This is a genomic window from Micromonospora sp. NPDC047465, from assembly GCF_040643125.1.
In the GTDB taxonomy this organism is placed as follows: Bacteria; Actinomycetota; Actinomycetes; order Mycobacteriales; family Micromonosporaceae; genus Micromonospora.
On sequence record NZ_JBEYTP010000013.1, the window covers coordinates 21,448 to 45,310 of the forward strand.

The window sequence follows — 23,863 nt, forward strand, 5'->3', positions numbered from 1 at the left end:
CGTCGTTCCTTCCTAGTGGAGGCTCGTGATGACGTAGCCGAGCCGGCTGGCCTGGGTCGTCCTGCCCTCGCACTGCTCGTCCAGGGAGGTGAACCGGTCCCCGCCCTCGGCTTCGGTGAGGCGGCAGGAGTACAACGGCGCGGTCGCGGCGGCGAACGCCGGCGGCTGCGTCCAGATGCCACCCTCGCGGCGGCGCACCGTCTTGCCCTCGCAGGCGGGGTCGGTCGACAGGAACTCGTCGGTGCCGTCGACGCAGGAGTAGAGGGCGTTCGCTCCGGAATCGCCGGTCAGCGCGATGATCCCCTGTGTGCCCTCCGGCTGGTAGCCGGCGGGCAGGCGGGCGAGCGTACCGACGGTGAGGTGGTCGTGCCCCGGCGCGTCCGAGACGTAGCGGACCAACTGCCGGTAGGCCAGGGTGTACCCGAGGAGCCCCTCGTTGCGATGCAGCGGGTCCTCGCAGGCTTGGTAGGGCGTGCTGTAGTGGTCTCCGGTGGCCGGAACCACACAGCGGTAGATCGGCAACGACGGATGGTCCGGTGGCGGATTCTTGTAGGCCAGGCCGATCTCGCCCAGGAGCGTCTTGTCGGTTCCCTCGCACGTGTCGACCACCGCCATGTACCAGCCGCCGGAGTACCGGCAGGAGTAGAGCATCCGCGTGCCGGGCGTGTCCGGGGGTGCCAGCAGACCGAGGCCGGGCTCCCACAGCATCGCCGGCGGCACCGGACCGGTGCTCACGAAGTGTCGGCCGTCGTGGTTGACGAACCGGCTGAGCTGTCCGCCGTACGGGTTCGGCCGCGCGGTCACCTGGCTCTCGTTGTGGTCGACGATGAGTTCCTTGCTGAGCACGCCGGTGTAGACGTGCACGTCGTCGACGCGGCCGTCGAAGAACGCGGTCGCCTGCCCGGCCGACTTGGCCCGGCCGATCGTCAAGGGTCCGGGCACGTGCGCGCGCACGCCGCCCACCGCGACGGTCTCCACGCCCTCGACGTAGAGGCGGACCTCACCGGCCGCCGCGTCGTACACGCCGGCCAGGTCGACCCAGTAGCAGCCTCCGGAGGGGCCGGGGTCGCAGTCCTCGGCGTCGGCCTGCGCCTTGATCGGCGCGGCGCCGTCGGCCGGGGACACCGCGAAGACCCACTTGCCGTTGGCGTACCCCAGGGTGAATCCCGATGCGGTCGGCCCGTCCTGGCTCACCACCGTCTGGGTGGTACTGGTGCCCTCCGGGTCCCGCCGCGCCCGGGCCGTCACGCTGAAGCTGCCGTCGGTGCGCACCGCCTGCTCCGTGCCGGTGACCGCGTCGTCAACGCCGTCGAGTTCGATGGCGTGGTCGCCGACCGGGCCCGGCGGCCACGAGATCCCACCCGTCGCGGTGGCGTTCCGGTAGTTGCCGGAGACGTCACCGACGCGGGTGCCGGCGCCCTCGTCCAGGGGAAGGAACGCCTCCTCGATCACCGGCGTGTTGGCCAACGCCCGGATCTCGGTGGGCACGAGCGCCCGCTGCCAGACCTTGACGTCGTCGACGCGGCCGCGCCACGGTTCCGTGTACTGGCTGCGGTACCTCGAGCGCCCGATCTGCAGCGGCCCGGTCGCGTCCCAGGTCGCGTCCACCCTGGCCACGGTGTTCAGCGCGCCATTGACGTACAGCCGCAGCTCCCGTGTGCTGAGGTCGAAGACTCCGGCGAGGTGATACCAGACGCCGGCTATCGGCTCCCTGGTCGAGACCGCGCGGGCTATCGGCGCCTGCGTCGAGTCAGCCGACGCCATCCGGAACGCGAAGCGCTTCTGGTCACCGACGTAACCGAGATAGAAGCCGGAGGCCACGCTGCCGTCCTGCGAGACAGCGGCGTAGGTCCCGGTGTCGACGGCGCCGAGCGTCGCCCAGGTCGAGACGCTGAAGGTCTGGTTCGTGCGCAGTACGCGTTCGCGGGTGGCCGCGTAGCCGCTCCCGGCGCCGGTGAACTCCAACGCGTCGCCGATGCGCCCGCGCCTCCACATCGCGCCCGTCTCCGGGTGCATGCCGGACACGGTGGCGGGACGCCCGCCGGTGAGGTCCGGTGCGTTGTTGTTCGGGACGGCACCGATGCGGCCGTCGAGCGGCCAGTGCCCGATCTGCCCGGGAGCGTCGGAGCCGACGAGGAAGTGGTATCCGCCTCCCGGTGGCACCCCGCCGCCGTCGTCGTCGGGTGTCCGGTAGGGCGCGGACACGTTGAGCGCCCGGTCGACCGTGCGCACGTACAGCTCGTGCGGACCGTCGCTCAGTGGGGTGACCCGGATCGTGGCGACGCCGTTGACGGCCGGCACGAAGCGCGGCGAGTTGAGGGAGACCAGCGGGAAGTCCTGGAAGTCCAGGCTCCACTGGAAGCCGAGCGCGTCCCTGTCGCCGTCCGCTGCCGTCACCGTGACCGCACCGGTCTTACCCGGGTAGCCGCCGAACCCGTTCTCCGGGAAGTCCGTCGAGGTCAGCCTCGGCGCGCCCGGCTTCGTGGCGTCCACGGTCACCTGACAGAAGCGGGACCATCCGCTCCAGTTGACGCCGTCGAACGCCCGTACCCGCCAGGAAATCCGTTTGCCGTCGCCGAAGACGCCAGCGGGGATCGCGGCCCGGTGCCGTAGCCCGGGCTGCTGGGCCGCCGTCTGGGTGCTGCCGGCCGGGGCGCTGGCGCCGTACTGCCACCACTCGAACTTCGCCGACAGGTTCTGTGCGTCCCGATCGTCGAGGACGGCGGACAGCGCCAGCGCGCCCGTGGGAGAGAACGCCTGGTCCACCGCGCCCGCGCAGCCGAGGCTCGGTGCCGTCCGGCTGGCCGACGCGGAGAGCTGCCACGGCACGTCCGGCGGCCAGTTGTACTTGACGAGCAGCCTCGGCGCGAACCGACCGTTCGCGAAGCTGTTGAACTTCTTCCACTGGGCGCTCGCGCCCGTTCCCTCGTCATCCGCGCGAAGCATGAAGGTGGTCACGCCGCCGGGGCTGACCACGTTGCCGCCCAGGTCGAACCCCAACCAGTTCGCCGGGCAGGACGGGCCGTAGCCGTGGGCGGCGGAAACGGTCGTGAGGTGCCAGGGCTCCGTGCTCGTCCCCCAGCCCGGTTGCCCACGTCTCCACGTCATGCCCTGGCCGATCGGGTTGGTCCGGTACAGCCGCAGCGGCGCCGGGGCACACGACGGCGCCCAGATCTCCCGGATGTTCAACTCCGCGCCCAGCAGCGTCGCCCCCGCCAGAGCCCTCGTGTCGAACTGGAAGTACGACCGGGCCGTCCCGATGCCGTTGCAGCCCGCGAACCCGCAGTAGCCGACCTTCGCCTCGGGGCCGTCCATGCCGCCGTTCCAGTACGCCATGTCGGGCTTGCCCGCGAACACCTTGGCCCACCCGTACTGTGGCGCCGTCCACCACGGGTCGATCCGGACCGGATACACCGTCGTCGGGTCGTCCAGCAGAGCCTGGTCCGGGACGATCGTGAGGTCGCTGCCCACCAGCTCCAGCTCGCCCACCGCCTGGTTGCCCACCCCCACGGTCTCGGTCGGCTCGTCCTCGCTTGTCGTGGCGGCGGCCGGCGACGGCGTGTCCGACATCTCGACCCGGGACGAGGCGAAGACGACGTCGCCCGCCTCGTCCCGCGCCGCCAGCGTGCCGTCCGGTTGCTCGGTCACCGTCAGGCCCTGCGCCGACAGCTCGAAGTCGATCTCCGCGACGCGGGGGTTGTCGGCCGCCTCGCGGGTCTTGACCACGAGCACCGGCGCGAAGCCCTCCGCGTGCGCGGTGAGCTGAAGGTCCACTCCGGGCAGCACCTCGGGGTAGGTAGCGGTCTCCCCGGACAGCTGCGGCGGCGGTAGCGGGTCCGGCCAGCTCATCTCGATCCAGCGGTCCCCCTCGGACAGCCGCGCGAGCGGAGCCGCCGATCCCCCACCGGAGAACACCACCGCCGTGGCGGGCGCAACCGGCGCGATCGCGCCGTCGGCGCGCCGCACCAGTCGGGTGTCGGGGTCGACCCAGCCGTTGCCCCTGCGCACCCGCTCCGGCCCGAGGGACAGCTCCATGGTGAAGGAGCCGTCGGGGTTGGCGAACACCTGCTGCCGCTCGGTGCGGGACGCCACGACCTCGATCCGCTCGCCGGTGGCCGCCGCGGCGGCCGTCGCCTCCCGCTCAGGTGACAACTCTTCCGTACGCGCGGCATCCGGTGCCGCCTGCGCCGTCGATGCCACCGCCACACCGCCGCCCAGCAGAACCACCGCCACCGAGGCGGCGACCCACTCACGCAATCGGCCCACGCCGCCACGCTCCTCCCCGTCGCAACCGCGCGTGACCCCTCGGTCACGTACGTCGCGCACATCCTGGCGGTCGCGGACTTCAAGACGGCTTCGAACGCACTTCAGCGCCGCGGAGCGCCTGTGAGCAGGGAGGATTCGTCTGTCGACAGCCGACCGTCGACGCGCACGGCCCGATCCAGCCCACGATGGTCAACCCGCCGAAGGACGTGGAACCGCACCCGTCGCGGGCATGCCGAACGCCAGCGCCGGCCCGGCGAGATCGACCGGTCCGACCGGCGCTCAGTGGGCGGCGCTTCGGCCGCCGCGGCCGAAGATCGTCACCGGGCTGCAGACCCGCGACGACGCGCGGGATTCCGACGCGCCGCCACGGAGAGTGAAGGGTCAGGCCGGGGCGTGGTACGCCAGTACGCCCCGGTTGACCGCGGCGATCGCCTGCCTGGCGGTGGACCTCAGCTCCGACGAGGCGCCGCCGGAGTCGGCGAGCTGACCGAGCAGGTCCACCACCTGCCGGGCCCATCGGACGAAGTCGCCGGCCGGCATCTCGCCGTCGATCTCGTGGCCGCTCGCGAGCACCTTCGCCAGGGCCTCGCCCCGGGCCCACCGGTAGACCGGCCAGGCGAAGCCCAGATCCGGCTCGCGGGTGACCGCCAGGCCGCGGGCCGCCTCGTCCGCCTCGATCTCGCTCCACAGCTTGAGCGTCTCGTCGACCGCCTCGGCTACGGGGCCGCGCGGCAGCGACGCCCGCTCGTCGACGTCGCGGCGGGCCTCGAAGACCACCACCGACACGGCGGCGGCGAGTTCGGCCGGGGAGAGCCCGTCCCACACCCCCCGGCGCAGGCACTCGGCGACCAGCAGATCCGCCTCCGTCCAGATCCGGCCGAGCATCCGGCCGGCGTCGGTCACCGTGCCGTCGGGCGCGAGGTAGCCGCGGGCGGTGAGCAGCGCGACGATCCGGTCGAACGTGCGGGCCAGCGAACCGGTCCGGCCGGCCACCCGCTGCCGCAGCTCCTCCGTGTCCTTCTCCAGGCGGCGGCGCCGCTCCGCCCAGCGGGCGTGCTCCTCGCGGTCCGGGCAGGCGTGACAGGGGTGGCGACGCAGCTCGCTGCGGAGCTGGCTGAGCCGGTGGTCCTCGCCGACGGCCTGGCGGGAACGGCCGCCGCGGCGCCCGCCGTGCCGGTCCAGCCCGGTGCCGCTGACCTCGGCGGCCAGGTCGCGCCGGGCGGCCGGCGACCGGTGGTTGAAGTGCTTCGGCACCCGGATCCGCGCCAGTACCTCGGCGGGGGTGGTGAAGTCGCCGGGACTGACGCGGCCGGCCCAGCGGTCCTGGGTGAGCACCAGCGGCCGGGGCTCACCGAAGCCGCCGGTGGCCGGGTCGAGCACGACCGCCAGGCCGGCCCGCCGGCCCGACGGCACCCGGATCACGTCGCCGACGCGCAGCCGCTCCAGCGAGGCCACCGCGGCGGCCTTGCGCTGGCTCTGCCCCTGCCGGGCGATGGCCCGTTCCCGGTCGGCGATGGCGACCCGCAGCGCGAAGTACTCGTCGAAGTCGCCGTGGTGGCAGGCCGCCTCCACGCCGTACGCCTCGATGGTCTCGGTGTTGCGCTGCACCTGGCGGGCCAGGCCGACCACCGAGCGGTCCGCCTGGAACTGTGCGAAGGAGGACTCCAGCAGCGCCCGGGCCGGCTCCGCGCCCACCGTGCCGACCAGGTTGACCGCCATGTTGTACGACGGCCGGAAGCTGGACCGCAGCGGGTAGGTGCGGGTGGAGGCGAGGCCGGCGACGTGCCGGGGGTCGGTCTCCGGGGACCAGACGACGACGGCGTGCCCCTCGACGTCGATGCCGCGCCGGCCGGCGCGGCCGGTGAGCTGCGTGTACTCCCCGGGCGTCAGGTCGACGTGCGCCTCGCCGTTGTACTTGACCAGGCGCTCCAGCACCACGCAGCGGGCCGGCATGTTGATGCCCAGGGCGAGCGTCTCGGTGGCGAAGACCGCCTTCACCAGGCCCCGGACGAACAGCTCCTCGACGACCTCCTTGAACACCGGCAGCATGCCGGCGTGGTGGGCGGCCAGGCCGCGTTCGAGGCCGTCGAGCCACTCCCAGTAGCCGAGCACGGTCAGGTCCTCGCCCGGGATCGCGATGACCCGGGACTCGACGACCCGACGGATCTCCGCCCGCTCCTCGGGCGAGGTGAGCCGCAGCCCGGCGGCGAGGCACTGCTGCACGGCGGCGGCGCAGCCGGCGCGGCTGAAGATGAACAGGATCGCCGGCAGCAGGCCCTCCCGGTCCAGCCGGTCGACGATGTCGGGGCGCATCGGGCCGCGCCAGCGGGGGCCGCGCCGCCCGCCGCCCGGGCCGGCGCTGCGCCCCTCGCCCAGCTCCAGCCGGCGCATGGTGTCGCGGGTGTAGCGCAGCAGCTCGGGGTGCACGTCGTGCTTGCGGGCGGCGTCGGCGTCATGGAACAGGTCGAACATCCGCTTGCCGACCAGCATGTGCTGCCACAGCGGCACCGGGCGGTGCTCGCTGACCACCACGGCGGTCTCGCCGCGCACGGTGACCAGCCAGTCGGCGAACTCCTCGGCGTTGGACACGGTGGCCGAGAGGGAGACCAGGGTGACGGAGGCGGGCAGGTGGATGATCACCTCTTCCCAGACCCCGCCGCGGAACCGGTCGGCGAGGTAGTGCACCTCGTCCATCACCACGTACGCCAGGCCCTCGAGGGTGGCCGAGCCGGCGTAGAGCATGTTGCGCAGCACCTCGGTGGTCATCACCACCACCGGAGCGTCGCCGTTGATGGCGTTGTCGCCGGTGAGCAGACCGACCTGCTCGGCGCCGTAGCGGTCGACCAGGTCGTGGTACTTCTGGTTCGACAGCGCCTTGATCGGGGTGGTGTAGAAGCACTTGCGCCGCCGGGGCGCGGCCGGGGCCGGAGCGGCCTCGCCGCCGGCCGCGGGCACCACCTCGTCGCCCGCGCCGCCGGGACCGCCGGCCTCGCGTCCCGACGCGCCGCGCAGCGCCAGGTGTACGGCGAACTCGCCGACCACCGTCTTGCCGGCGCCGGTGGGGGCGCAGACGAGCACGCCGCTGCCCCGCTCCAGCGCCTGGCACGCCTCCCGCTGGAAGTCGTCGAGATCGAACCCCAGATCGAGGGCGAACTCGTCCAGCGCCGGGAACTGGGAGGCCTGCGCGGCCCGGCGGCGCGCCGCGGCGTACCGCTCGGCGGGGCTCGACATGTCCTCAAGATTAGTGCGTGCCGACGGCGGCCACGTGACAAGGCCAACCGACAGCGGGGTCGGGGGCGGTCGGTAGGGTGCACGACGTGCCGGACCATGCCGAACCGCCCCACGCCTCACCCGGGGCCGACGACGCCGTCGTCCCGGGCCCTTCCCGCCGCCCCGTGGAGGCGGTCCTGTTCGATTTCCACGGCACGCTGGCCCAGGTGGAGGAGCCCCGCGAGTGGGTGCTCGCCGCCGCGGCCTCCTGCGGCGTGACGCTGGAGCGGATGCGGGCCACCGCGCTGGCCGACCGGCTGTTGACGGCGGGCCGGGCGGGCGGCCCCCTGCCGGCCCGGGTGCCGCCCCGGCTGGCCGAGCTGTGGGCCGACCGGGATCTCTACCCGCATGCCCACCGCGGCGCCTACACGGGGCTCGCCGAGACGGTCGACGCGGGCATCGAGGGCTTCGCCGAGGCGCTTTACGAGCGGGTGCTGGTCCCCGACGGCTGGGTGCCGTACCCGGACACCGCGCCGACCCTGGCCGCCCTGCGCGCCGCCGGCGTCCCGGTGGCCGTGGTCAGCAACATCGGCTTCGACATCCGGCCGATGTTCGCGGCGTGGGGGCTGGCCGACCTGGTCGACGCCTTCGCCCTGTCGTACGAGGTCGGGCGCTGCAAGCCGGACCCGGGGATCTTCCTGCGCGCCTGCGGGATGCTCGGCGTCGACCCGGAGCGCGCGCTGATGGTGGGCGACACGCCGGCCGACGCGGGAGCCGTCGCGGCCGGGTGCGGGGTGCTGGTGCTGCCGGCCGCCGAGGCGGGGCGCGCCAACGGCCTGGGCACCGTGCTGGACGTGGCCGGCGTCGACCAGCACCGCTAACAACGAGGCGACAGCAGTGTTAGCCACCGTCGCTAACGCGAGCGCGTTATCGTCGTTGCCGTGATCACCGAGACGTCGCCCCGGGACCGGATCGTCCGGGCCGCCGCCGCCCTGCTCGCCGAAGGCGGCCGGGAGGCGGTCTCGACCCGCGCGGTGAGCCGGGCGGCCGGGGTGCAGGCGCCGACCATCTACCGGCAGTTCGGCGACATGCGCGGCCTGCTGGACGCGGCGGCCAGCTACGGGTTCGCCGCGTACCTGCACGCCGAGGCGTCCCGGGACCTCGCCGGCGACCCGGTCGACGACCTGCGCCGGGGCTGGGAGCTGCACGTCGGCTTCGGCCTGGCCAACCCGGCCTGCCACGCCCTGATGTACGGCGACCCGCGCCCCGGCGAGACCCCGACCGCGGCCCGGGTCGCGGCCGACATTTTGCGCCAGCTCGTGCACCGGGTGGCCGAGGCGGGCCGGCTGCGCGCGGGCGTCGACGAGGCCACCGAGATGCTGCACGCCGCCGCCTGCGGGGTGACCCTCGCCCTGATCCGCACCCCGCCGCCGCGGCGTGACCCCGCCCTGTCGACCCGGACGCGGGAGGCGGTGCTCGCCGCGCTGGTCACCGACTCCCCCGCCGCCCGGGCGACCTCCCGGGCCGGCAACCCGGTCCGGCACGCGGTGGCGCTGCGCGCCGCCCTCGACGGGCTGACCACCGACCTCTCCCCGGCCGAGCGCGCCCTGCTCGCGGAGTGGCTGGACCGCATCGTCCGCACCACCCCCACCCCCTGACCGCGAGGATGCGGGAGCGGACCGACCCGGCCAGCCTCACAGTCAGCGGAGCAGGTGGACGGCGGCCGGGACGGCGGTCACGATCACCGGGAGGTCCAGCGCCCGCTCGCCGTCGGCGTACGTGGTGATGCCCTCGGCGCTCAACTCGACCGTACGGGCGCGGTAGCTGCGCACCAGCGGGTGCGCCACGTGGGTGCCCTGGTAGATGCGTGGCTTGACCCGCATCAGGGTGCGCCGGTCGAACCGGCCGCCCACCACCACGTCGAGCAGCCCGTCGGCGGGGTCCGCGTCGGGGCAGATCCGCATGCCGCCGCCGTAGCTGGCGCAGTTGCCCACCGCCACGATCACGGCGTCCACCTCGTGCGCCACCCCGTCGAGCCGCAGCGTGTAGCGGCGCGGGCGCAACCGGGCCAACTCCACCAGGATCGCCAGGTCGTAGCGGCGCGGCCCACGCGGCCGGCGCATCCGGTTGGCGCGCTCGTTGACGATCGCGTCGAAGCCGGCCGCGAGCACCGCGCCGTACCAGCGGCGCACGCCGTCGGCTCCCGTCAGCCGCGCCAGGTCCACCGGCTGGGTGCGGCGGTCGCGCAGCGCTGCCGTGATCACGTCGACGGCGGCGAGCGGGTCGGCCGGGAAGCCGGTGTCGGCCGCGAAGTCGTTGCCGGTGCCGGCCGGCACCGGACCGAACGGCACCGCCGTGCCGGCGACCGCCTGCAACGCGCGGTGCACCGTGCCGTCGCCGCCCACCGCGACCAGGGCGGACGCGCCGTCGCCGACCGCCGCGTGGCAGGCCGCCTCGGCCTCGTCGGCGGTGTGCGCGTGCAGCAGGCGCACCGGCCGGCCGGCGGCCGCGAGCCGGTGCAGGACCTGCGGCAGCAGCCCCCGGTGCCGCCCTCGGCCGGCGGTCGGGTTGGCCAGCACGGCGACGGGTCCGCCGGCGGCGGAGGGGTGATCGTCTGCGGTCACGGCGAGCACCGTACCGCCACCCACCGGGGCGCCCGCACCGCCCGCCCCGGCGACGGCGACACCGCCCGCCAGCCGCCGGAGGTGGGCGGCGACGCGGTGGCGTACGCCGGCGAGGCCACGACCAGATCGCCGCCGGCCCGGCCGCCGCGACCGGCGAGCACCCCGGGCGCTCCTGACATTTGTCACGGCCGACCGTGCGGCACGCATCAACTGTCATGACTGATCGCACTGGATCCACCATGGCCCGAACGGACTAACGCCGGTCGGCGGCGTCCGCGCTGGCCGGGCACCGCGACGTGGTCGCCTGCGGCGCGCAGGACCGGGTCGTGGCCGGGGTCGCCCGGCGGGTCTCGGCGCAGGTCGACGCCGAGCGGACGCTGGCCCGGATGGCGGCGCTGCAGGGAACGTCGACACATCGTAATGACGCGATCACCCGACCGCATCTTGTGAACGCCTGGTGACAGATTGCCGACTGGATCGCTCACGACGGGGGTGGCGTGCGCAAGGCGCGCCGGGCGCCGGGCACCGGCCCGAAACGACACCAGCCCCCGGCGAAGGGGGCTGGTGTCGTGCGCGGGTGGTGCGGTCGAGCCGCGATCAGGTCATGTCGTCGTAGCGGCGGTCGATCGGCGCCGGCGCGGCGACCGGCTCCGGGGCAGCGACCGGGGAGCTGGCGTCGACCCGCTGCCCGGCCTCGACCGGCTCCGGCTCGAACTCCAGCGGCGACACCTCGTCGTCGTCGATGCCGGCGTAGATCTCCTTGCCGCGGCCCTTGCGCTTGTCGTTGAGGTACGCGACGCCGACGGCGGCGAAGTAGAGCGCGCAGAGGCAGATCGCCAGCGCCGTCATCCCGAACGGGTCGGGCGTCGGGGTGACCACCGCGGAGAAGGCGAAGAAGACGAAGACCGCCACCCGCCACCAGCCCAGCAGCCGCTTCGCGCTGGCGATGCCGACGAAGTTGAGCATCAACACCAGCAGCGGGAACTCGAACGCCACCCCGAACAGCAGGATCAGGTTCGTCACGAACGAGACGTACCTGGTGATGTCCAGCGTCGTGTTGATGTCGCTGCCGGAGATGTCCAGCAGGAACTCCAGGCCCTTCGCGGTCACGAAGTACGCCAGCACCGCCCCGGCGGCGAACAGCGGCGCCGCCAGCCCGGTGAAGACGTACGCGTAGCGCCGCTCGTGCCGGTGCAGGCCCGGCGCGATGAACGCCCAAAGCTGGTAGAGCCAGACGGGCGCGGCGATGATCAGCCCGACCCACAGACCGATCTTCAGGTTCAGCAGGAACAGGTCGGCCGGGCCGAGCTGGACGAAGTCGCACGCGCCGTTCGTCGTCTGCGCCTGCGGCAGGTCACAGTACGGCCGCTTGAGCACGTTCAGTACCGGCACGGCGAGCCAGATGCCGAAACCGAACCCGACCAGGATCGCCAGGGACGCCTTGAACAGCCGGTTACGCAGCTCGCGGATGTGCTCGACCAGCGTCATCGAGCCGTCGGCGGCCCGCTCGAAGTTGCTCGGACCGCGCTTACGGAGAGCGAAGGCCACGGTGTTCGGGCCCTCGGTCAGTTGTCGCGGACGCGGTGCACCGGGTCAACGACCGGCTGCTGCTGCGGCGGGGCCTGGTGGGGCGCCTGCTGACCGGCGTGCGGCGGGAGCGGCTGGTAGCCGGCCTGCGCGTCGGCCTTCTCGGCGAGGTTGCGGTCGTCGTCGTGCAGGCTCTTGGTCTCGGCCTTGATGATCCGCAGCGACCGGCCCAGCGAACGGGCCGCGTCGGGGAGCCGCTTCGCGCCGAAGAGCAGGATCAGCACGACCACGAGTACGGCGATGTGCCACGGCTTGAGGGCACCCATGGGAAGCTCCAGTCGCTCTGTGTCGTCGTGAGGGGTGTACCGCAGCCATCGTACGTGCGCCGACGGCCGTTGCCACCTGCCGGGTTCGTCCCGGCCGGTGAAGTCTTGACCAACCCGGGATGTCCCGTCAACACTCCCCCGACGGATCGTTCCTGCGCGGTACCGGACCGGATCGCGCAGGGACGCGACACCGATCGATCAACCGCCGCGCTTGGCCTTGATCAGCTCGACTCGCCGGTGGGTAACGTCGAGCTGCTGCTGGAGGGCCTCGGCCCGCTGCTGGAGGGCCTCCGCGGTGTCCCGCAGCGCCTCCGCCTCGGTCGCCCGGCGTTGCAGGGCGACGGCCGCGCGGCGCAGCCGGGGCAGCCGCGCCAGCACCGGCCGGACGGCCAGGGCCAACACGACGAGCGCGAACAGCACCACCGCGAGCACGATCCACTTCACCACGGCGGCCAGCCTACTGGGTGCCCGCGGTCACCGCCGGGTCGGCCGAGGGAACCGCCGGCGGCGTGTCCGACCCGTTCGCCGGGCGACGGGGCGCGGCCGGGGTCGGCGTCGCGTACGCGTCGAGCGCGGCGGTCGCCGCGGCCCGGACCTGCTCGGCCAGCTCGGCCGGGGCGACCACGGCGACGTCCGGCCCCAGCCCCAGCACGAAGCGGCGGGCCCAGCCCAGGTCGGTGACCCGCAGCGAGACCAGCCACTGGTCGCCGCCGCCGGCCTCGACCCGCTCGCACGGGTAGTACTCGGTGATCCACCGCTCGCCCCGGCCGACCCGCAGGGTGATCAACGGCAGGTCCGGCGAGGGCCGGAACACGCCGTCGGTGAGGTCGTGCGGGCGGGCCTGCGGCGGCACCGTCGCCGGCTCGTCCAGCTCGGTGACCGCGTCGATCCGGTCGGCCCGGAACAGCCGCACCGCCTCCGCCCGGCGGCACCACGCCTCCACGTACGCCCGGCCACCGACCATCAGCATCCGCAGCGGATCGACGACGCGGTCCGTGCTCTCGTCCCGCGCCGCCGTGTAGTAGGTGATGCGCAGCGCCCGGCCGCTCTCGACGGCGGCCCGCAGCTCCTGCACCCGACGGGTGTCGGCGGGCAGCCGGACCTCGACGGGCGCGGCCACCAGGTCGCCGGCCGCATTCTCGATCTTGGCGAGGGCCCGCTCCACGGCGTCCCGGTTGGCCACCCCGGGCGTCTCGGCGAGCATCCGCAGCGCCACCACCAGCGCGAGGGCCTCGTCGGGGGTGAGCCGCAGCGGCCGGTCGATGCCGGCGTCGTAGGTGATGGTCACCCGGTCGCCGTCGAAGGCCATGTCGATCAGGTCGCCCGGGCCGTAGCCGGGCAGCCCGCACACCCACAGCAGCTCCAGGTCCTCACGCAGCTGCCGCTCGGTGACGCCCAGGTCACCGGCGGCCTCGGCGATCTCGATGCCGGGCCGGGCGAGCAGGTAGGGCACCAGGTTCAGCAGCCGGGCCAGCCGGTCGGCCGACGCGCGGGAGCCGCCACGGGCGGCCGGCCGGGTCACCGGGCACCCCCGGCGACGGCGAGGTCGTCGTGCCGGGCCGCGATCTCCTTGAGCCGCTGGATGACCGCTTCCCGCACCTCGGGCGGGTCGAGCACCCGCACGTCCGGACCGTAGCCGACGAGCTGGCCGGCGAGGACGTCCACGTCGGCGTACGGCAGGACGAGCCGGTCGCCGTCGGGCCCGGTGGTGACGCCGACCGCCCAGCGGCGCAGCCCGGCGGCGCGGCCCGGGGCGGCCAGCACGGTGGCCCGCCCGGTGCGCTCCACCGGCCCCGACCAGCGGGCCACGTGACTGATCAGGTCGACCCCGGCCGGCGGCTCGTAGCCGCCCGGCGCGCCTGTCACCCGGACCGCGCCGACCACCCGCGACAGCCGGAAGCAGCGGGTCGCCTCGCGGTCGAGGTCGTGGCCGACCACGTACCACCGGCCCCGCCAGCAGACCACACCCCACGGCTGCAACCGGCGGCGGTTCGGCTCGTCGCGGTCGGGCACCCGGTAGTCGAAGGTGACCTCCCGCCGGTCCCGGGCGGCGGCGGTGAGCGGCGCGAACGCCGGGTCCACCGTCACCATCGGCTCCAGGCCCAGCGTGGCCTGCGGGTCCACGTCGACGCCGGCGGCGCGCAGCTTCGCCAGCCCGGAGGAGGCGGCGGCGGCCAGCCCGGCGTGCTGCCACAGCCGCGCGGCGATGCCCACCGCGGCGGCCTCGTCCGGTTCGAGGGGAATGTCCGGCAACGCGTACTCGCGGTGGGCGATCCGGTAGCCGGGCTCCGCGTCGAAGACGCTCGCCGTCCCGGTCTCCAGCGGCACGCCCAGCTCACGCAGCTCGGCCTTGTCCCGCTCGAACTTACGCTGGAACGCCTCGTGGTCGCGCGCGTCCTCCGGATCGTGCTCGTAGCCGGGCACGGTCGCGGCGATCTGCGCGGCGGTCAGGAACCGTCGCGTGGACAGCAGGCAGATCACCAGGTTGACCAGGCGTTCGGTGCGGGTCCGCGACACGGGTAGACGCTAGCAGCCCGCGCTCCGGGCACGTGCACCCACGCGGGCACCACGTGGGTCGCGTCGCACGGCCCCGCGTCCGGTCAGCCCGCACGGCACGTCCGGCGGTCATACAGTGGCCTGGTGGCGCGGCCGGAAGTCAAGACGGAAAGCGTCGGCACCGTCGTGGTCGCCGGGGCCGCCAACCTCGCCATCGCCGTCGCCAAGCTGATCGCCGGGCTGATCTCCGGATCGGCGGCGATGCTCTCCGAGGCCGTGCACTCCGTCGCCGACACCACCACCGAGGTGCTGCTCTACCTCGCGCTGCGGCGCGGGGCGCGCCCGGCAGACGCCCGCCACCCGTTCGGGTACGGGAAGGAGAGCTACGTCTGGGCCTTCCTGGCGGCGGTGTTCACGTTCGTCGCCGGCGCCGGCTTCGCCATCACCCACGGCGTCACCACCATCCTGGTGCACGAGCACAGGAACGACTACCTGGCCGCGTACGTCGTGCTGGCCGTGTCGTTCGCCATCGAGTCGGTCTCGCTGGCCCGCGCCGTACGCCAGATCCGCACCGAGTCCCTGCAGTTGCACACCACACCGCGCCGGTTCCTGCGGCTGACCGCCGACCCCGCCGTCAAGGCGGTGTTCTTCGAGGACGCCGCGGCCCTGATCGGGTTGGTGCTGGCCGCCGTCGGGCTGGCCCTGTCCCAGCTCACCGGCGAGGAGCTGTGGGACGGCCTGGCCTCCATCCTGATCGGGGTGCTGCTGCTCGTGGTCGCCACCGTCCTGGCCCGCAGCAACATCTCGCTGCTGGTCGGTCGGGCGGTGCCCGAGCGGGTGCACCGCGAGATCGCCGGCGAACTCGCCGGGCTGGCCACCGTGCGCCGACTCGACACGCTGCTGACCATGCAGCTCGGCCCGGCCGACGTCCTGGTCGCCGCGAAGCTGGACTTCGACGACGAGGCGAGCGGCGCGACCATCGAGGCCGTTGCCGACGAGGCCGAGCGCCGCCTCACCGCCCGCTACCCGCAGATCCGGTACGTCTTCCTCGACCCCACCGGCGCCCCACGCGGCGACGCCCGGCGGCCGGACGCCCCCACCGACTGACCGCCCTGCCCTCCCCGGGCCGCGCCGACCTGCTCGCCCCGAGCCGAGCCGCCCTGCTTTCTCCAGCCGCCCCCACGGCGCCGTTGCCCGGCCGCCCCCGGGCGCGGCCGGCCGGGGCGGCGACGCTAGCGTGCCGGGCATGGTGCGATGGCGGTCCGGAACGGTGACGGCGCTGCGGCGGCAATGGACCGGGGCGGTGGAACTCGACGTCGACCTGCCCGACGGCGCCACGATCCGCGCCCTGGCCTACCCCGAACTGGTCGGCCGACCCGAACCCGGCGACCGGGTGCTGCTCAACGCCGGCGCGCTGCTGATGGGCCTCGGCACCGGCGGGTACGCCCTGGTCGTGGCACTGCCCGACCGGCTGCCGCCGGACCCGCCACAGGCCCTCGACACCCGCGACGCCGGTCACCTCGTCAAGGCCCGCTACACCCCGCTGCAGCCGATCCTGCTCGGCGTCGACGAGGAGGCGTCCCCGCACCGCGAGGTCCTGGCCGCCGCCGACGACCTGGGCGGCCTGCCGGTCGTCACCGCCGACCTGCACTCCGCGCTGCCGGCGATCCTGGCCGGCATCCACGCCGACGCCCCGGACGCCCGGGTGGCGTACGTGCTGACCGACGGCGGGGCGCTGCCGGCCTGGTTCTCCCGCACCCTCGCCGGGCTGCGCGACCACCTCGCCGGCACGGTCAGCGTCGGCCAGGCGTTCGGCGGCGACCTGGAGGCGAGCACCGTGCACAGCGGTCTGCTGGCCGCCCGCCACGTCCTAGGCGCCGACGTGGCGATCGTCGCCCAGGGGCCCGGCAACCTCGGCACCGGCACCCGGTGGGGCTTCTCCGGCGTCGCCGTCGGCGAGGCCGTCAACGCCGTCGCCACGCTTGGCGGGCGCCCGGTCGGGTCGCTGCGGATCTCCGACGCCGACCCCCGGCCCCGCCACCGGGGCGTGTCGCACCACAGCCTCACCGCGTACGGCCGGGTGGCCCTCGCCCCCGCCGAACTGGTGGTGCCCGACGGGCTGGACCCGGCGCTGGCCCGCGAGGTGGACGCCGCGCTGGCCCCCCTCGCGGTGCGGCACACCGTCGTCCGGGTGCCCACCGACGGGCTCGACGCCGCGCTGCGGGCGACGCCGGTGCCGCTGTCCACCATGGGCCGGGGCCTCGACGCCGACCACGCGTACTTCCTGGCCGCCGCCGCGGCCGGCCGGCACGCCGCCCGCCTGCTGACCTGACCCGGCCCGCGCCCGACCCGGACGCCCGACGACCGACGTGCCCGGCGGCCGGCTTCAGGTCGCCAGGTAGCCCTGCCGCACGATGCGCTCGGCGGCCTTCTCGTACACCGCCGGGTCGTCCGGGACCAGGGTGCCCAACCCGTCCACGTAGCGGTTGTACATGCAGAACGCCGCCGCGATCAGGACCGTGTCGTGGATCTCCAGGTCCGTCGCGCCGGCACCCCGGGCGGCCTCCACCAGGTCCACCGTCACGTCCCGGCCGCTGCGCTGCACGGCCTCGGCGATGCGCAGCAGCGCCCGCAGCTTGTCGCTGACCTCCGCGTCCACCGGATCGACGAGGACCCGGCCCACCAGCGGCATACCGGAGGGGAGCTGCGCCGCCGCGAAGGCGGAGTGCGTCGCGCAGCAGAACCGGCACTCGTTCAGCCCCGACACGTACGCCGCGATCAGCTCCCGCTCCCCTGGCGTCAGCGTCGGGTGCGGGGCGCGCAGCAGCGCCTCCGCCAGCGCGTTGAGGGGCTTGGCCGTCTCCGGCCGGAACCGCATCGGGCCCCGGATGCCCGGATGCTCCCGCTCGTCGATACCGAGGTCGATGTGTGCGATGACGTCACCATCCCTTGCCGCCGCGGCGGGGCGTGCCCGGTCCACGGACCGACAACGCCGAACGGGACGATCGTCCCAGCACCGCCGGGCCGAGGCCACTTCGAGCTTGCGGTGCCGCCGGGGCCGCGTCAGGCCGTGACGACCAGCGCCGCCGGGCCCGGTCAGGCCATGAAGATCAGGGTGAGCCAGGCGCCCACGATCAGCACCAGCGCGAGCGCCAGCACCCAGGTCGGCACCGTGTACTCGCCGCGCCGGTTGCGCTCGATCTCGGCGCGGATCTTCTCGCGGCGGCGCTCGACCCAGTTCTGCCGCGCCCGGCCGCTGTCAGGAGGTTCGGAAGTCGTCATGGCGCGGTCAGCCTACCGGGCCGGCCGACCCGGCAGGCGGTCACCACCACACCGGGCCGGCCCGCACCGTCACATGCTGGCGATCAGCCGCTCCACCCGCTCGTCGTACGCCCGGAACGGATCCTTGCAGAGCACCGTGCGCTGCGCCTGGTCGTTCAGCTTCAGGTGCACCCAGTCGACGGTGAAGTCACGCCGCTTCTCCTGGGCGTGCCGGATGAACTCGCCGCGCAGCCGGGCCCGGGTCGTCTGCGGCGGAGTCTCCTTCGCCTCGAAGATCTCCGGGTCGGTGGCCACCCGGTCCACCTCGCCGCGCCGCTCCAGCAGCCCGTAGAGGCCCCGGCCCCGACGCAGGTCGTGGTAGGCGAGATCCATCTGGGCGACCCGCGGGTGCGACAGCGGCAGGTCGTGCTTGCGCTGGTAGCGCTCGATCAGCCGCAGCTTGGTCACCCAGTCGATCTCCCGGGCCACCGGCTCCAGGTCGCCGGTCTCCACCGCGCGCAGCACCCGACCCCACAACTCCACCACCCGCTTGGCGGTCTGGTCGCCACCGCGCCGCTCCACGAACTCGGTCGCCTTCGCCAGGTATTCCTGCTGGATCTCCAACGCGCTGACCTCCTTGCCGGAGGACAGCCGCACCTTGCGCCGGCCCGTGATGTCGTGCGACACCTCACGGATCGCCCGGATCGGGTTCTCCAGCGTCAGGTCCCGCATCACCACCCCGGCCTCGATCATCCGCAGCACGATGTCGGCGGTGCCGACCTTGAGCAGCGTCGTGACCTCGTTCATGTTGGAGTCGCCGACGATCACGTGCAGCCGGCGGTAGCGCTCCGCGTCCGCGTGCGGCTCGTCCCGCGTGTTGATGATCGGCCGGCTCCGGGTGGTCGCCGACGAGACGCCCTCCCAGATGTGCTCGGCCCGCTGCGACAGGCAGTAGACCGCCCCGCGCGGCGTCTGCAACACCTTGCCCGCGCCGCAGATCAACTGCCGCGTGACCAGGAACGGAATCAGCACGTCGGCCAGCCGGCCGAACTCGCCGTGCCGGGAGACCAGGTAGTTCTCGTGGCAGCCGTACGAGTTTCCGGCCGAGTCGGTGTTGTTCTTGAACAGGTAGATCTCGCCCGCGATGCCCTCGTCGTGCAACCGCTTCTCCGCGTCGACCAGCAGCCCCTCCAGGATCCGCTCGCCGGCCCGGTCGTGCGCGACCAGGTCCACCACCGAGTCGCACTCCGGGGTGGCGTACTCCGGGTGCGAGCCGACGTCGAGGTAGAGCCGGGCGCCGTTGCGCAGGAACACGTTGCTCGACCGGCCCCAGGACACCACTCGGCGGAAGAGGTACCGGGCGACCTCGTCGGGGGACAGCCGCCGCTGCCCGCGGTAGGTGCAGGTGACGCCGTACTCGGTCTCAAGGCCGAAGATTCGCCGCTCCATGATGAGACATTAGCCGCCCGAGGCCCCAGATGGGCAGCGCTCACCACGTCGTCTCACGCCGGGAACACCCGCCGGCCCGCCGGGGGCCACGCCGGCGCGCCGGCCCCACCGTCACCCGGGCACGACCCTCGCCGTACGCCCCGCCGGCGCGTCCCAGGTGGACCATGCCGCCGCACGGGGCGCAGCGGCACGAAGGGGACGGCGTCACGCCGGTGCGCGCAACCTCCGGACCGGTTGATCCACGCGGGTCGGTCGGGACCGGGCCCGCCGCGGCCGGAGCGTCGAACTGCGGGCGTACGACGACCGCGCGGGCGCCCGGGCCCACGGCCCCGACGCCCGCGCGACCGACTCCGCTACGCCTCGGGGGCCTCCGGCTGCTGGCCCTCCAGGTCCGCCGAGCCGGCCGACGTGGTGGGCTTCCCCGCCTCCCCGGTCGGCGCGGTCGGGGTCTCCGGACGGACCGGCACGACCGGCTCCTCGGCCGTGCCGCCGTCGAGCAGGGCGGTCAGCGCCGCCCCGGTGATGCGGCGGAACGTCCGTCCCACCCGGCGCCGGTCCAGGACCGCCACCTCCAGCTGGTTCGCGGCGATGGTGCGGGACGCGCCGCCCTCGCCCCCGACGCTGCCCAGCGCCTGCACCGCGACCTTCACCGCCTCGCCCAGCGACATGTCCGGACGGTGGTGGGACTTCAGCACGCCGGTGATCGCCTCGGCCTGCCCGCCCATCGCCATCCGGCCCGGCTCGTCGTTGACGGAGCCGTCGTAGGTGAGCCGGTAGAGCTCGTCGTCCTCGGCGCTGGCACCGACCTCGGCCACGCAGATCTCCACCTCGAACGGCTTCGACTGCTCGGTGAAGATGGCGCCCAGGGTCTGCGCGAAGGCGTTCGCCAGGGCCCGGCCGGTGACGTCGCGCCGGTCGTAGCTCAGGCCGTTCAGGTCGGCCATCCGCACGCCGGCGCGGCGCAGGTTCTCGAACTCGTTGTAGCGACCGACGGCGGCGAAGCCGATCCGGTCGTAGATCTCACTGACCTTGTGCAGGGCGCTGGAGAGGTTCTCGGCGACGAAGAGCACCCCGCCCTCGTAGCTCAGGACGACCGCGCTGCGGCCCCGGGCGATGCCCTTGCGGGCCAGCTCGGAGCGGTCGCGCATGATCTGCTCGGGCGAGGCGTAGAACTGCATGGCCACGGCGGCGGTTCTCCTTCAGGGCGCTGTGCTGACGGCTGCTGACTGGTGCGGGCGGGAGCGGATCAACCGCCCGGGTTCTCCATCCGGCCGGAGACCACGCTCTCGGCGATCGCCGACATCTCCTCGTCGGTGAGCCGGTGGGTGCCCTCCGCCGTCGCCGTCATCACCACCGGGTAGATCCGGCGGATCAGGTCCGGCCCGCCGGTGGCGGTGTCGTCGTCGGCCGCGTCGTAGAGCGCCTCGACCGCGAGCCGGACCGCCTCGTCGATCGAGAGACCCGGCTGGAAGCGCTTCTTCAGCGCGGAGCGGGCGAACAACGAACCGGAGCCGATCGCGTCGTAGCCGGTCTCCTCGTAGGGGCCGCCGGTGACGTCGAAGCTGAAGATGCGGCCGGCCCGCGCCGGGTCCTTCGCGGCCAGGTCGAAGCCGGCGAAGAGCGGGATCACCGCCAGGCCCTGCATGGCGGCGCCCAGGTTGCCGCGGATCATCGAGGCGAGCCGGTTGGCCTTGCCGTCGAGCGAGAGCATCGCGCCCTCGATCTTCTCGTAGTGCTCCAGCTCCACCTGGAACAGTCGCATCAGCTCGATGCCGATGCCCGCCGTGCCCGCGATGCCCACCAGGGAGTACGCGTCGGCCGGGTGCACCTTCTCGATGTCGCGCTGGGCGATCAGGTTGCCCATGGTGGCCCGCCGGTCGCCCGCCATCACGACGCCGCCTACGGCCGAGATGGCCACGATGGTCGTCGCGTGTGGCGCCATGTCGGCGGCCATGCCCGGCGGCAGCGGCCGTCGGCCGGGCAGCATCTCGGGGGCCACCTTGCTCAGGAACGAGGTGAAGGAGGACGTCCCCGCGTTGGTGAACACATCTGGTAGACGCCCGGATGGATCAAAACCCGCTGCCACGTGGTTCCTCTCAGATATGTGATCGCCCCGGCCAGTCGCGACTGATCGTCACGGAACTGGCCGAGACCACCGTTGCAGTTGAAGCACAATATCCCGCGCACCCAGCCGGTGCGATGATCGTGGTCCAGATGTCGGGGGTCCGGCGTGCCGCAGATCGCGCAGACGCCGCCCTGCTCGGCCAGGAGCTCCTGAAACTCCTTCTCACCGATCCCGTAACGCCGCCGCAGGTGGTATTCCCGCGTGCCGCCGTAGAGCCGCTGGGCGGTCTCCCTGCCCCGCGCGTTGTGGCACGGCTTGCAGTAGCTGTGCCGCCCGCTGCCCTTGGTGGCCCTCGGGAAGTCCTCCATCGGCTTGACCTGCTCGCAGTCCGGACACCACTTCAGGCCCTCACCGACCGGCAGGGTGGAGCGCTTCTGCGGCGCGATGCCGCGCTTGCGGCGGCTCGCCATGGAGCGGGCCGCCGCGCAGGACTTGCAGTAGTAGGCCAGACCGTCCACCCGCCGCCGGTTCCGATGGAACTCGGCGACGGGCAGCAACCGGTGACACTGGGAGCACACCTTGTCCGACGCGCTAGGCGTATCGGACATAAGGTATCACTCCCCCCCTTTCTGGACATAGCCGCGCACGAATTCCTCGGCGTTCTCCTCCAGGACGGAGTCGATCTCGTCGAGCAGGTCGTCGACGTCCTCGGTGATCTCGGCGTGCCGCTCGGCGACCTCCGGGTTCGCCTCGGTGGTGACGTCCTCGATCTCCTCGCCCTGCCGGGACTTGCCCGACTGCGACTGCCCGCCGCTGTCACGAGTGGCCATTGCTGCCTCCTCCACGATCGCCTGCGATCAACTTACCTCGCGGAGGCGACGAAAAGCCCGCCGCGCGCCGGCTTCGGCACGCGGCGGGAATCCGTCCACGCCGATCAGCCGCCGGTGAGGGTCTCGAGCAGGTCCTTCGCGCTGGGGCAGCGGTCGAAGAGCGCGCCGACGTGCTTGCGGGTGCCGCGCTCGGGCTCCATCATCGGCACCCGCACCAGCGACTCCCGGCCCACGTCGAAGATGACCGAGTCCCAGCTGGCCGCGACCACCTCAGAGGCGTACTGGGCCAGGCAGCGGCCGCGGAAGTAGGCGCGGGTGTCCTCCGGCGGCTCGGTCATCGCGGTGCGGGTCTGCTCGTCGTCGAGCAGGGTCTTCATCGCTCCCCGGGAGACCAGCCGGTGGTAGAGGCCCTTCTCCGGGCGGACGTCCGAGTACTGCAGGTCGACCAACTGGAGCTTGTGCGAGCCCCAGCCGAGCTTCTCGCGCTCCCGGTAGCCCTCCAGCAGCCGTAGCTTCGCCACCCAGTCCAGTTCGTCGGCGCAGAGCATGACGTCGCGGCCCAGCCGGTCCAGCACGCTCTCCCAGCGGGCGAGCACGTCCAGGGTCTGCTCGTCGGCGTCGGCGCCGTATCGGTCGTCCACGAAGGACCGCACCCGCTCGTAGTACGCCCACTGCACGTCCAGGGCGGTGAGTCGCCGCCCGTCGCGCAGCCGCATCAGGTGGGTGAGCGACGGGTCGTGGCTGACCGCGCGCAGCTCGCTGACCGGGTCGGCGATGCCCAGGTCGGAGCCGAGCGCCTTCTCCTCGATCATGGTGAGGATCAGCGCGGTGGTGCCGACCTTGAGATAGGTGGAGATCTCCGACAGGTTCGCGTCGCCGATGATGACGTGCAGCCGCCGGTACTTGTCGGCGTCGGCGTGCGGCTCGTCGCGGGTGTTGATGATCGGCCGCTTGAGGGTGGTCTCCAGGCCGACCTCGACCTCGAAGAAGTCGGCGCGCTGGGAGATCTGGAAACCGGTCTGCCCGCCGTCCTGCCCGATGCCGACGCGGCCGGCGCCGCAGACGATCTGCCGGGTCACGAAGAACGGCGTCAGGTACGCCACGATGTCGGCGAAGGCCGTCTGGCGGCGCATCAGGTAGTTCTCGTGGGAGCCGTAGCTGGCGCCCTTGTTGTCGGTGTTGTTCTTGTAGAGGTGGATGGGCTGGGTGCCCGGGATGGTGGCGGCGCGGCGGGCCGCCTCGGCCATCACCCGCTCCCCCGCCTTGTCCCAGCGCACCAGGTCCCGCGGGTTGGTCACCTCGGGTGTGGAGTATTCCGGGTGGGCGTGGTCGACGTAGAGCCGCGCGCCGTTGGTGAGTATCACGTTGGCCAGCCCGAGGTCCTCGTCGGCGAGCGCCTCGGCCGGGTCGTACGCGGCGCCGGAGTAGGTGAAGCCGCGCGCGTCCCGCAGCGGCGACTCCTCCTCGTAGTCCCAGCGGGCCCGGCCGCCCCGGTTGAGTTCCGGGCGCGCCCCGTAGGCGTTGACCACCTGGGAGGAGGTGACCATGGGGTTGGCGCCGGCCTGGCCGGGCACGGAGATGCCGTACTCGACCTCGGTGCCCATGATCCGTCTTACGCTCATCGACCTACCTGCTTCGCTCGCCCGACCCGGTCCCCCGTCACGTCGAGCGTAGTCGGCCGCGCGGCGGATGGGGGCGCGCCGGACCGGGGCGGCAGGCGCGGGCCGGGCGGGGACGGGTGGGTGCGGACGGGACGGGGCCCGCGGCGCGTCGCGCCGCGGGCCCCCGGCGGGTGTGGGTCAGAGGTAC

22 protein-coding genes are annotated in these 23,863 nt (G+C 73.5%); 5 read left to right on the top strand and 17 right to left on the bottom strand.

Features of this window, described 5'->3' with window-relative positions:
• Positions 1-12: 12 nt before the first annotated feature.
• Positions 13-4,266 (bottom strand): LamG-like jellyroll fold domain-containing protein, encoded by a 4,254-nt coding sequence (locus ABZ793_RS14390; RefSeq protein WP_357456879.1) that lies wholly within the window; start codon positions 4,264-4,266, stop codon positions 13-15.
• A 381-nt stretch (positions 4,267-4,647) separates the two neighbouring features.
• The gene (locus tag ABZ793_RS14395; protein WP_357456881.1) at positions 4,648-7,497 is read right to left on the bottom strand and encodes a DEAD/DEAH box helicase; all 2,850 of its coding nucleotides are present in this window, start codon (positions 7,495-7,497) and stop codon (positions 4,648-4,650) included.
• 86 nt (positions 7,498-7,583) lie between these two features.
• On the opposite strand from ABZ793_RS14395, the gene ABZ793_RS14400 reads away from it, so the two are divergent.
• Both ABZ793_RS14400 and ABZ793_RS14405 read left to right on the top strand, forming a co-directional pair.
• Positions 7,584-8,357 carry an HAD-IA family hydrolase gene (locus ABZ793_RS14400; protein WP_357456883.1) on the top strand — a complete coding sequence of 258 codons (774 nt, stop codon included), beginning with the start codon at positions 7,584-7,586 and terminating at the stop codon, positions 8,355-8,357.
• A 60-nt stretch (positions 8,358-8,417) separates the two neighbouring features.
• Complete coding sequence (locus ABZ793_RS14405) at positions 8,418-9,134, top strand: TetR/AcrR family transcriptional regulator (protein WP_357456885.1); 717 nt, start codon at positions 8,418-8,420, stop codon at positions 9,132-9,134.
• A gap of 42 nt (positions 9,135-9,176) precedes the next feature.
• On the opposite strand, the gene ABZ793_RS14410 is transcribed toward ABZ793_RS14405, so the two are convergent.
• Together ABZ793_RS14410 and ABZ793_RS14415 are read right to left on the bottom strand one after the other, a co-directional pair.
• The gene (locus ABZ793_RS14410) at positions 9,177-10,109 is read right to left on the bottom strand and encodes a diacylglycerol kinase family protein (protein WP_357456887.1); all 933 of its coding nucleotides are present in this window, start codon (positions 10,107-10,109) and stop codon (positions 9,177-9,179) included.
• Positions 10,097-10,261 (bottom strand): hypothetical protein, encoded by a 165-nt coding sequence (locus ABZ793_RS14415; protein WP_357456889.1) that lies wholly within the window; start codon positions 10,259-10,261, stop codon positions 10,097-10,099. The genes ABZ793_RS14410 and ABZ793_RS14415 overlap by 13 nt, the downstream gene beginning before the upstream one ends.
• A 165-nt stretch (positions 10,262-10,426) precedes the next feature.
• On the opposite strand from ABZ793_RS14415, the gene ABZ793_RS14420 reads away from it, so the two are divergent.
• Complete coding sequence (locus tag ABZ793_RS14420; protein WP_357456891.1) at positions 10,427-10,561, top strand: hypothetical protein; 135 nt, start codon at positions 10,427-10,429, stop codon at positions 10,559-10,561.
• Positions 10,562-10,697: 136 nt separating this feature from the next.
• On the opposite strand, the gene tatC is transcribed toward ABZ793_RS14420, so the two are convergent.
• From tatC to ABZ793_RS14445, 5 genes are all read right to left on the bottom strand, one after another.
• On the bottom strand, positions 10,698-11,648 hold the full coding sequence (gene tatC / locus ABZ793_RS14425) for a twin-arginine translocase subunit TatC (RefSeq protein ID WP_357456893.1): 951 nt from the start codon (positions 11,646-11,648) through the stop codon (positions 10,698-10,700).
• Positions 11,649-11,665: 17 nt separating this feature from the next.
• Positions 11,666-11,953, bottom strand: a complete 288-nt coding sequence (gene tatA, locus ABZ793_RS14430) for a Sec-independent protein translocase subunit TatA (RefSeq protein WP_357456895.1) — start codon at positions 11,951-11,953, stop codon at positions 11,666-11,668.
• A gap of 198 nt (positions 11,954-12,151) precedes the next feature.
• A complete protein-coding gene (locus ABZ793_RS14435; protein WP_357456897.1) occupies positions 12,152-12,400 on the bottom strand; it encodes a hypothetical protein in 249 nt (82 codons plus the stop codon).
• A 10-nt stretch (positions 12,401-12,410) separates the two neighbouring features.
• Positions 12,411-13,475, bottom strand: coding sequence for a YafY family protein (locus ABZ793_RS14440; protein ID WP_357456899.1), 1,065 nt, complete (start codon positions 13,473-13,475; stop codon positions 12,411-12,413).
• The gene (locus ABZ793_RS14445; protein WP_357456902.1) at positions 13,472-14,470 is read right to left on the bottom strand and encodes a WYL domain-containing protein; all 999 of its coding nucleotides are present in this window, start codon (positions 14,468-14,470) and stop codon (positions 13,472-13,474) included. The genes ABZ793_RS14440 and ABZ793_RS14445 overlap by 4 nt, the downstream gene beginning before the upstream one ends.
• 123 nt (positions 14,471-14,593) lie before the next feature.
• Between ABZ793_RS14445 and ABZ793_RS14450 the strand changes: the two genes are divergently transcribed.
• Positions 14,594-15,556: a cation diffusion facilitator family transporter gene (locus tag ABZ793_RS14450; protein ID WP_357456904.1), complete on the top strand. Its 963-nt coding sequence runs from the start codon at positions 14,594-14,596 to the stop codon at positions 15,554-15,556.
• A 139-nt stretch (positions 15,557-15,695) separates the two neighbouring features.
• Positions 15,696-16,781, top strand: a complete 1,086-nt coding sequence (locus tag ABZ793_RS14455; protein WP_357456906.1) for a DUF3866 family protein — start codon at positions 15,696-15,698, stop codon at positions 16,779-16,781.
• Between the two features lie 54 nt (positions 16,782-16,835).
• Here ABZ793_RS14455 and ABZ793_RS14460 read toward each other — a convergent pair whose 3' ends face one another.
• From ABZ793_RS14460 to dop, 8 genes are all read right to left on the bottom strand, one after another.
• Positions 16,836-17,384 (bottom strand): carboxymuconolactone decarboxylase family protein, encoded by a 549-nt coding sequence (locus ABZ793_RS14460; protein WP_357457081.1) that lies wholly within the window; start codon positions 17,382-17,384, stop codon positions 16,836-16,838.
• Between the two features lie 161 nt (positions 17,385-17,545).
• The gene (locus ABZ793_RS14465; RefSeq protein WP_350704269.1) at positions 17,546-17,731 is read right to left on the bottom strand and encodes a hypothetical protein; all 186 of its coding nucleotides are present in this window, start codon (positions 17,729-17,731) and stop codon (positions 17,546-17,548) included.
• A 69-nt stretch (positions 17,732-17,800) separates the two neighbouring features.
• A complete protein-coding gene (pafA, locus tag ABZ793_RS14470) occupies positions 17,801-19,159 on the bottom strand; it encodes a Pup--protein ligase (protein WP_350685647.1) in 1,359 nt (452 codons plus the stop codon).
• A 353-nt stretch (positions 19,160-19,512) separates the two neighbouring features.
• Complete coding sequence (prcA, locus tag ABZ793_RS14475; RefSeq protein ID WP_357456908.1) at positions 19,513-20,343, bottom strand: proteasome subunit alpha; 831 nt, start codon at positions 20,341-20,343, stop codon at positions 19,513-19,515.
• Positions 20,344-20,405: 62 nt separating this feature from the next.
• Entirely contained in the window at positions 20,406-21,245 is an 840-nt protein-coding gene (gene prcB, locus ABZ793_RS14480) for a proteasome subunit beta (RefSeq protein WP_350704275.1), read from the bottom strand.
• Positions 21,164-21,781 (bottom strand): endonuclease VII domain-containing protein, encoded by a 618-nt coding sequence (locus tag ABZ793_RS14485; RefSeq protein ID WP_357456911.1) that lies wholly within the window; start codon positions 21,779-21,781, stop codon positions 21,164-21,166. Before ABZ793_RS14485 ends, prcB begins: the two co-directional genes overlap by 82 nt.
• Positions 21,782-21,838: 57 nt before the next feature.
• Positions 21,839-22,054 (bottom strand): ubiquitin-like protein Pup, encoded by a 216-nt coding sequence (locus tag ABZ793_RS14490; protein WP_088993750.1) that lies wholly within the window; start codon positions 22,052-22,054, stop codon positions 21,839-21,841.
• Between the two features lie 104 nt (positions 22,055-22,158).
• Positions 22,159-23,676 (bottom strand): depupylase/deamidase Dop, encoded by a 1,518-nt coding sequence (gene dop, locus ABZ793_RS14495; RefSeq protein ID WP_350704279.1) that lies wholly within the window; start codon positions 23,674-23,676, stop codon positions 22,159-22,161.
• Positions 23,677-23,863: the final 187 nt, after the last annotated feature.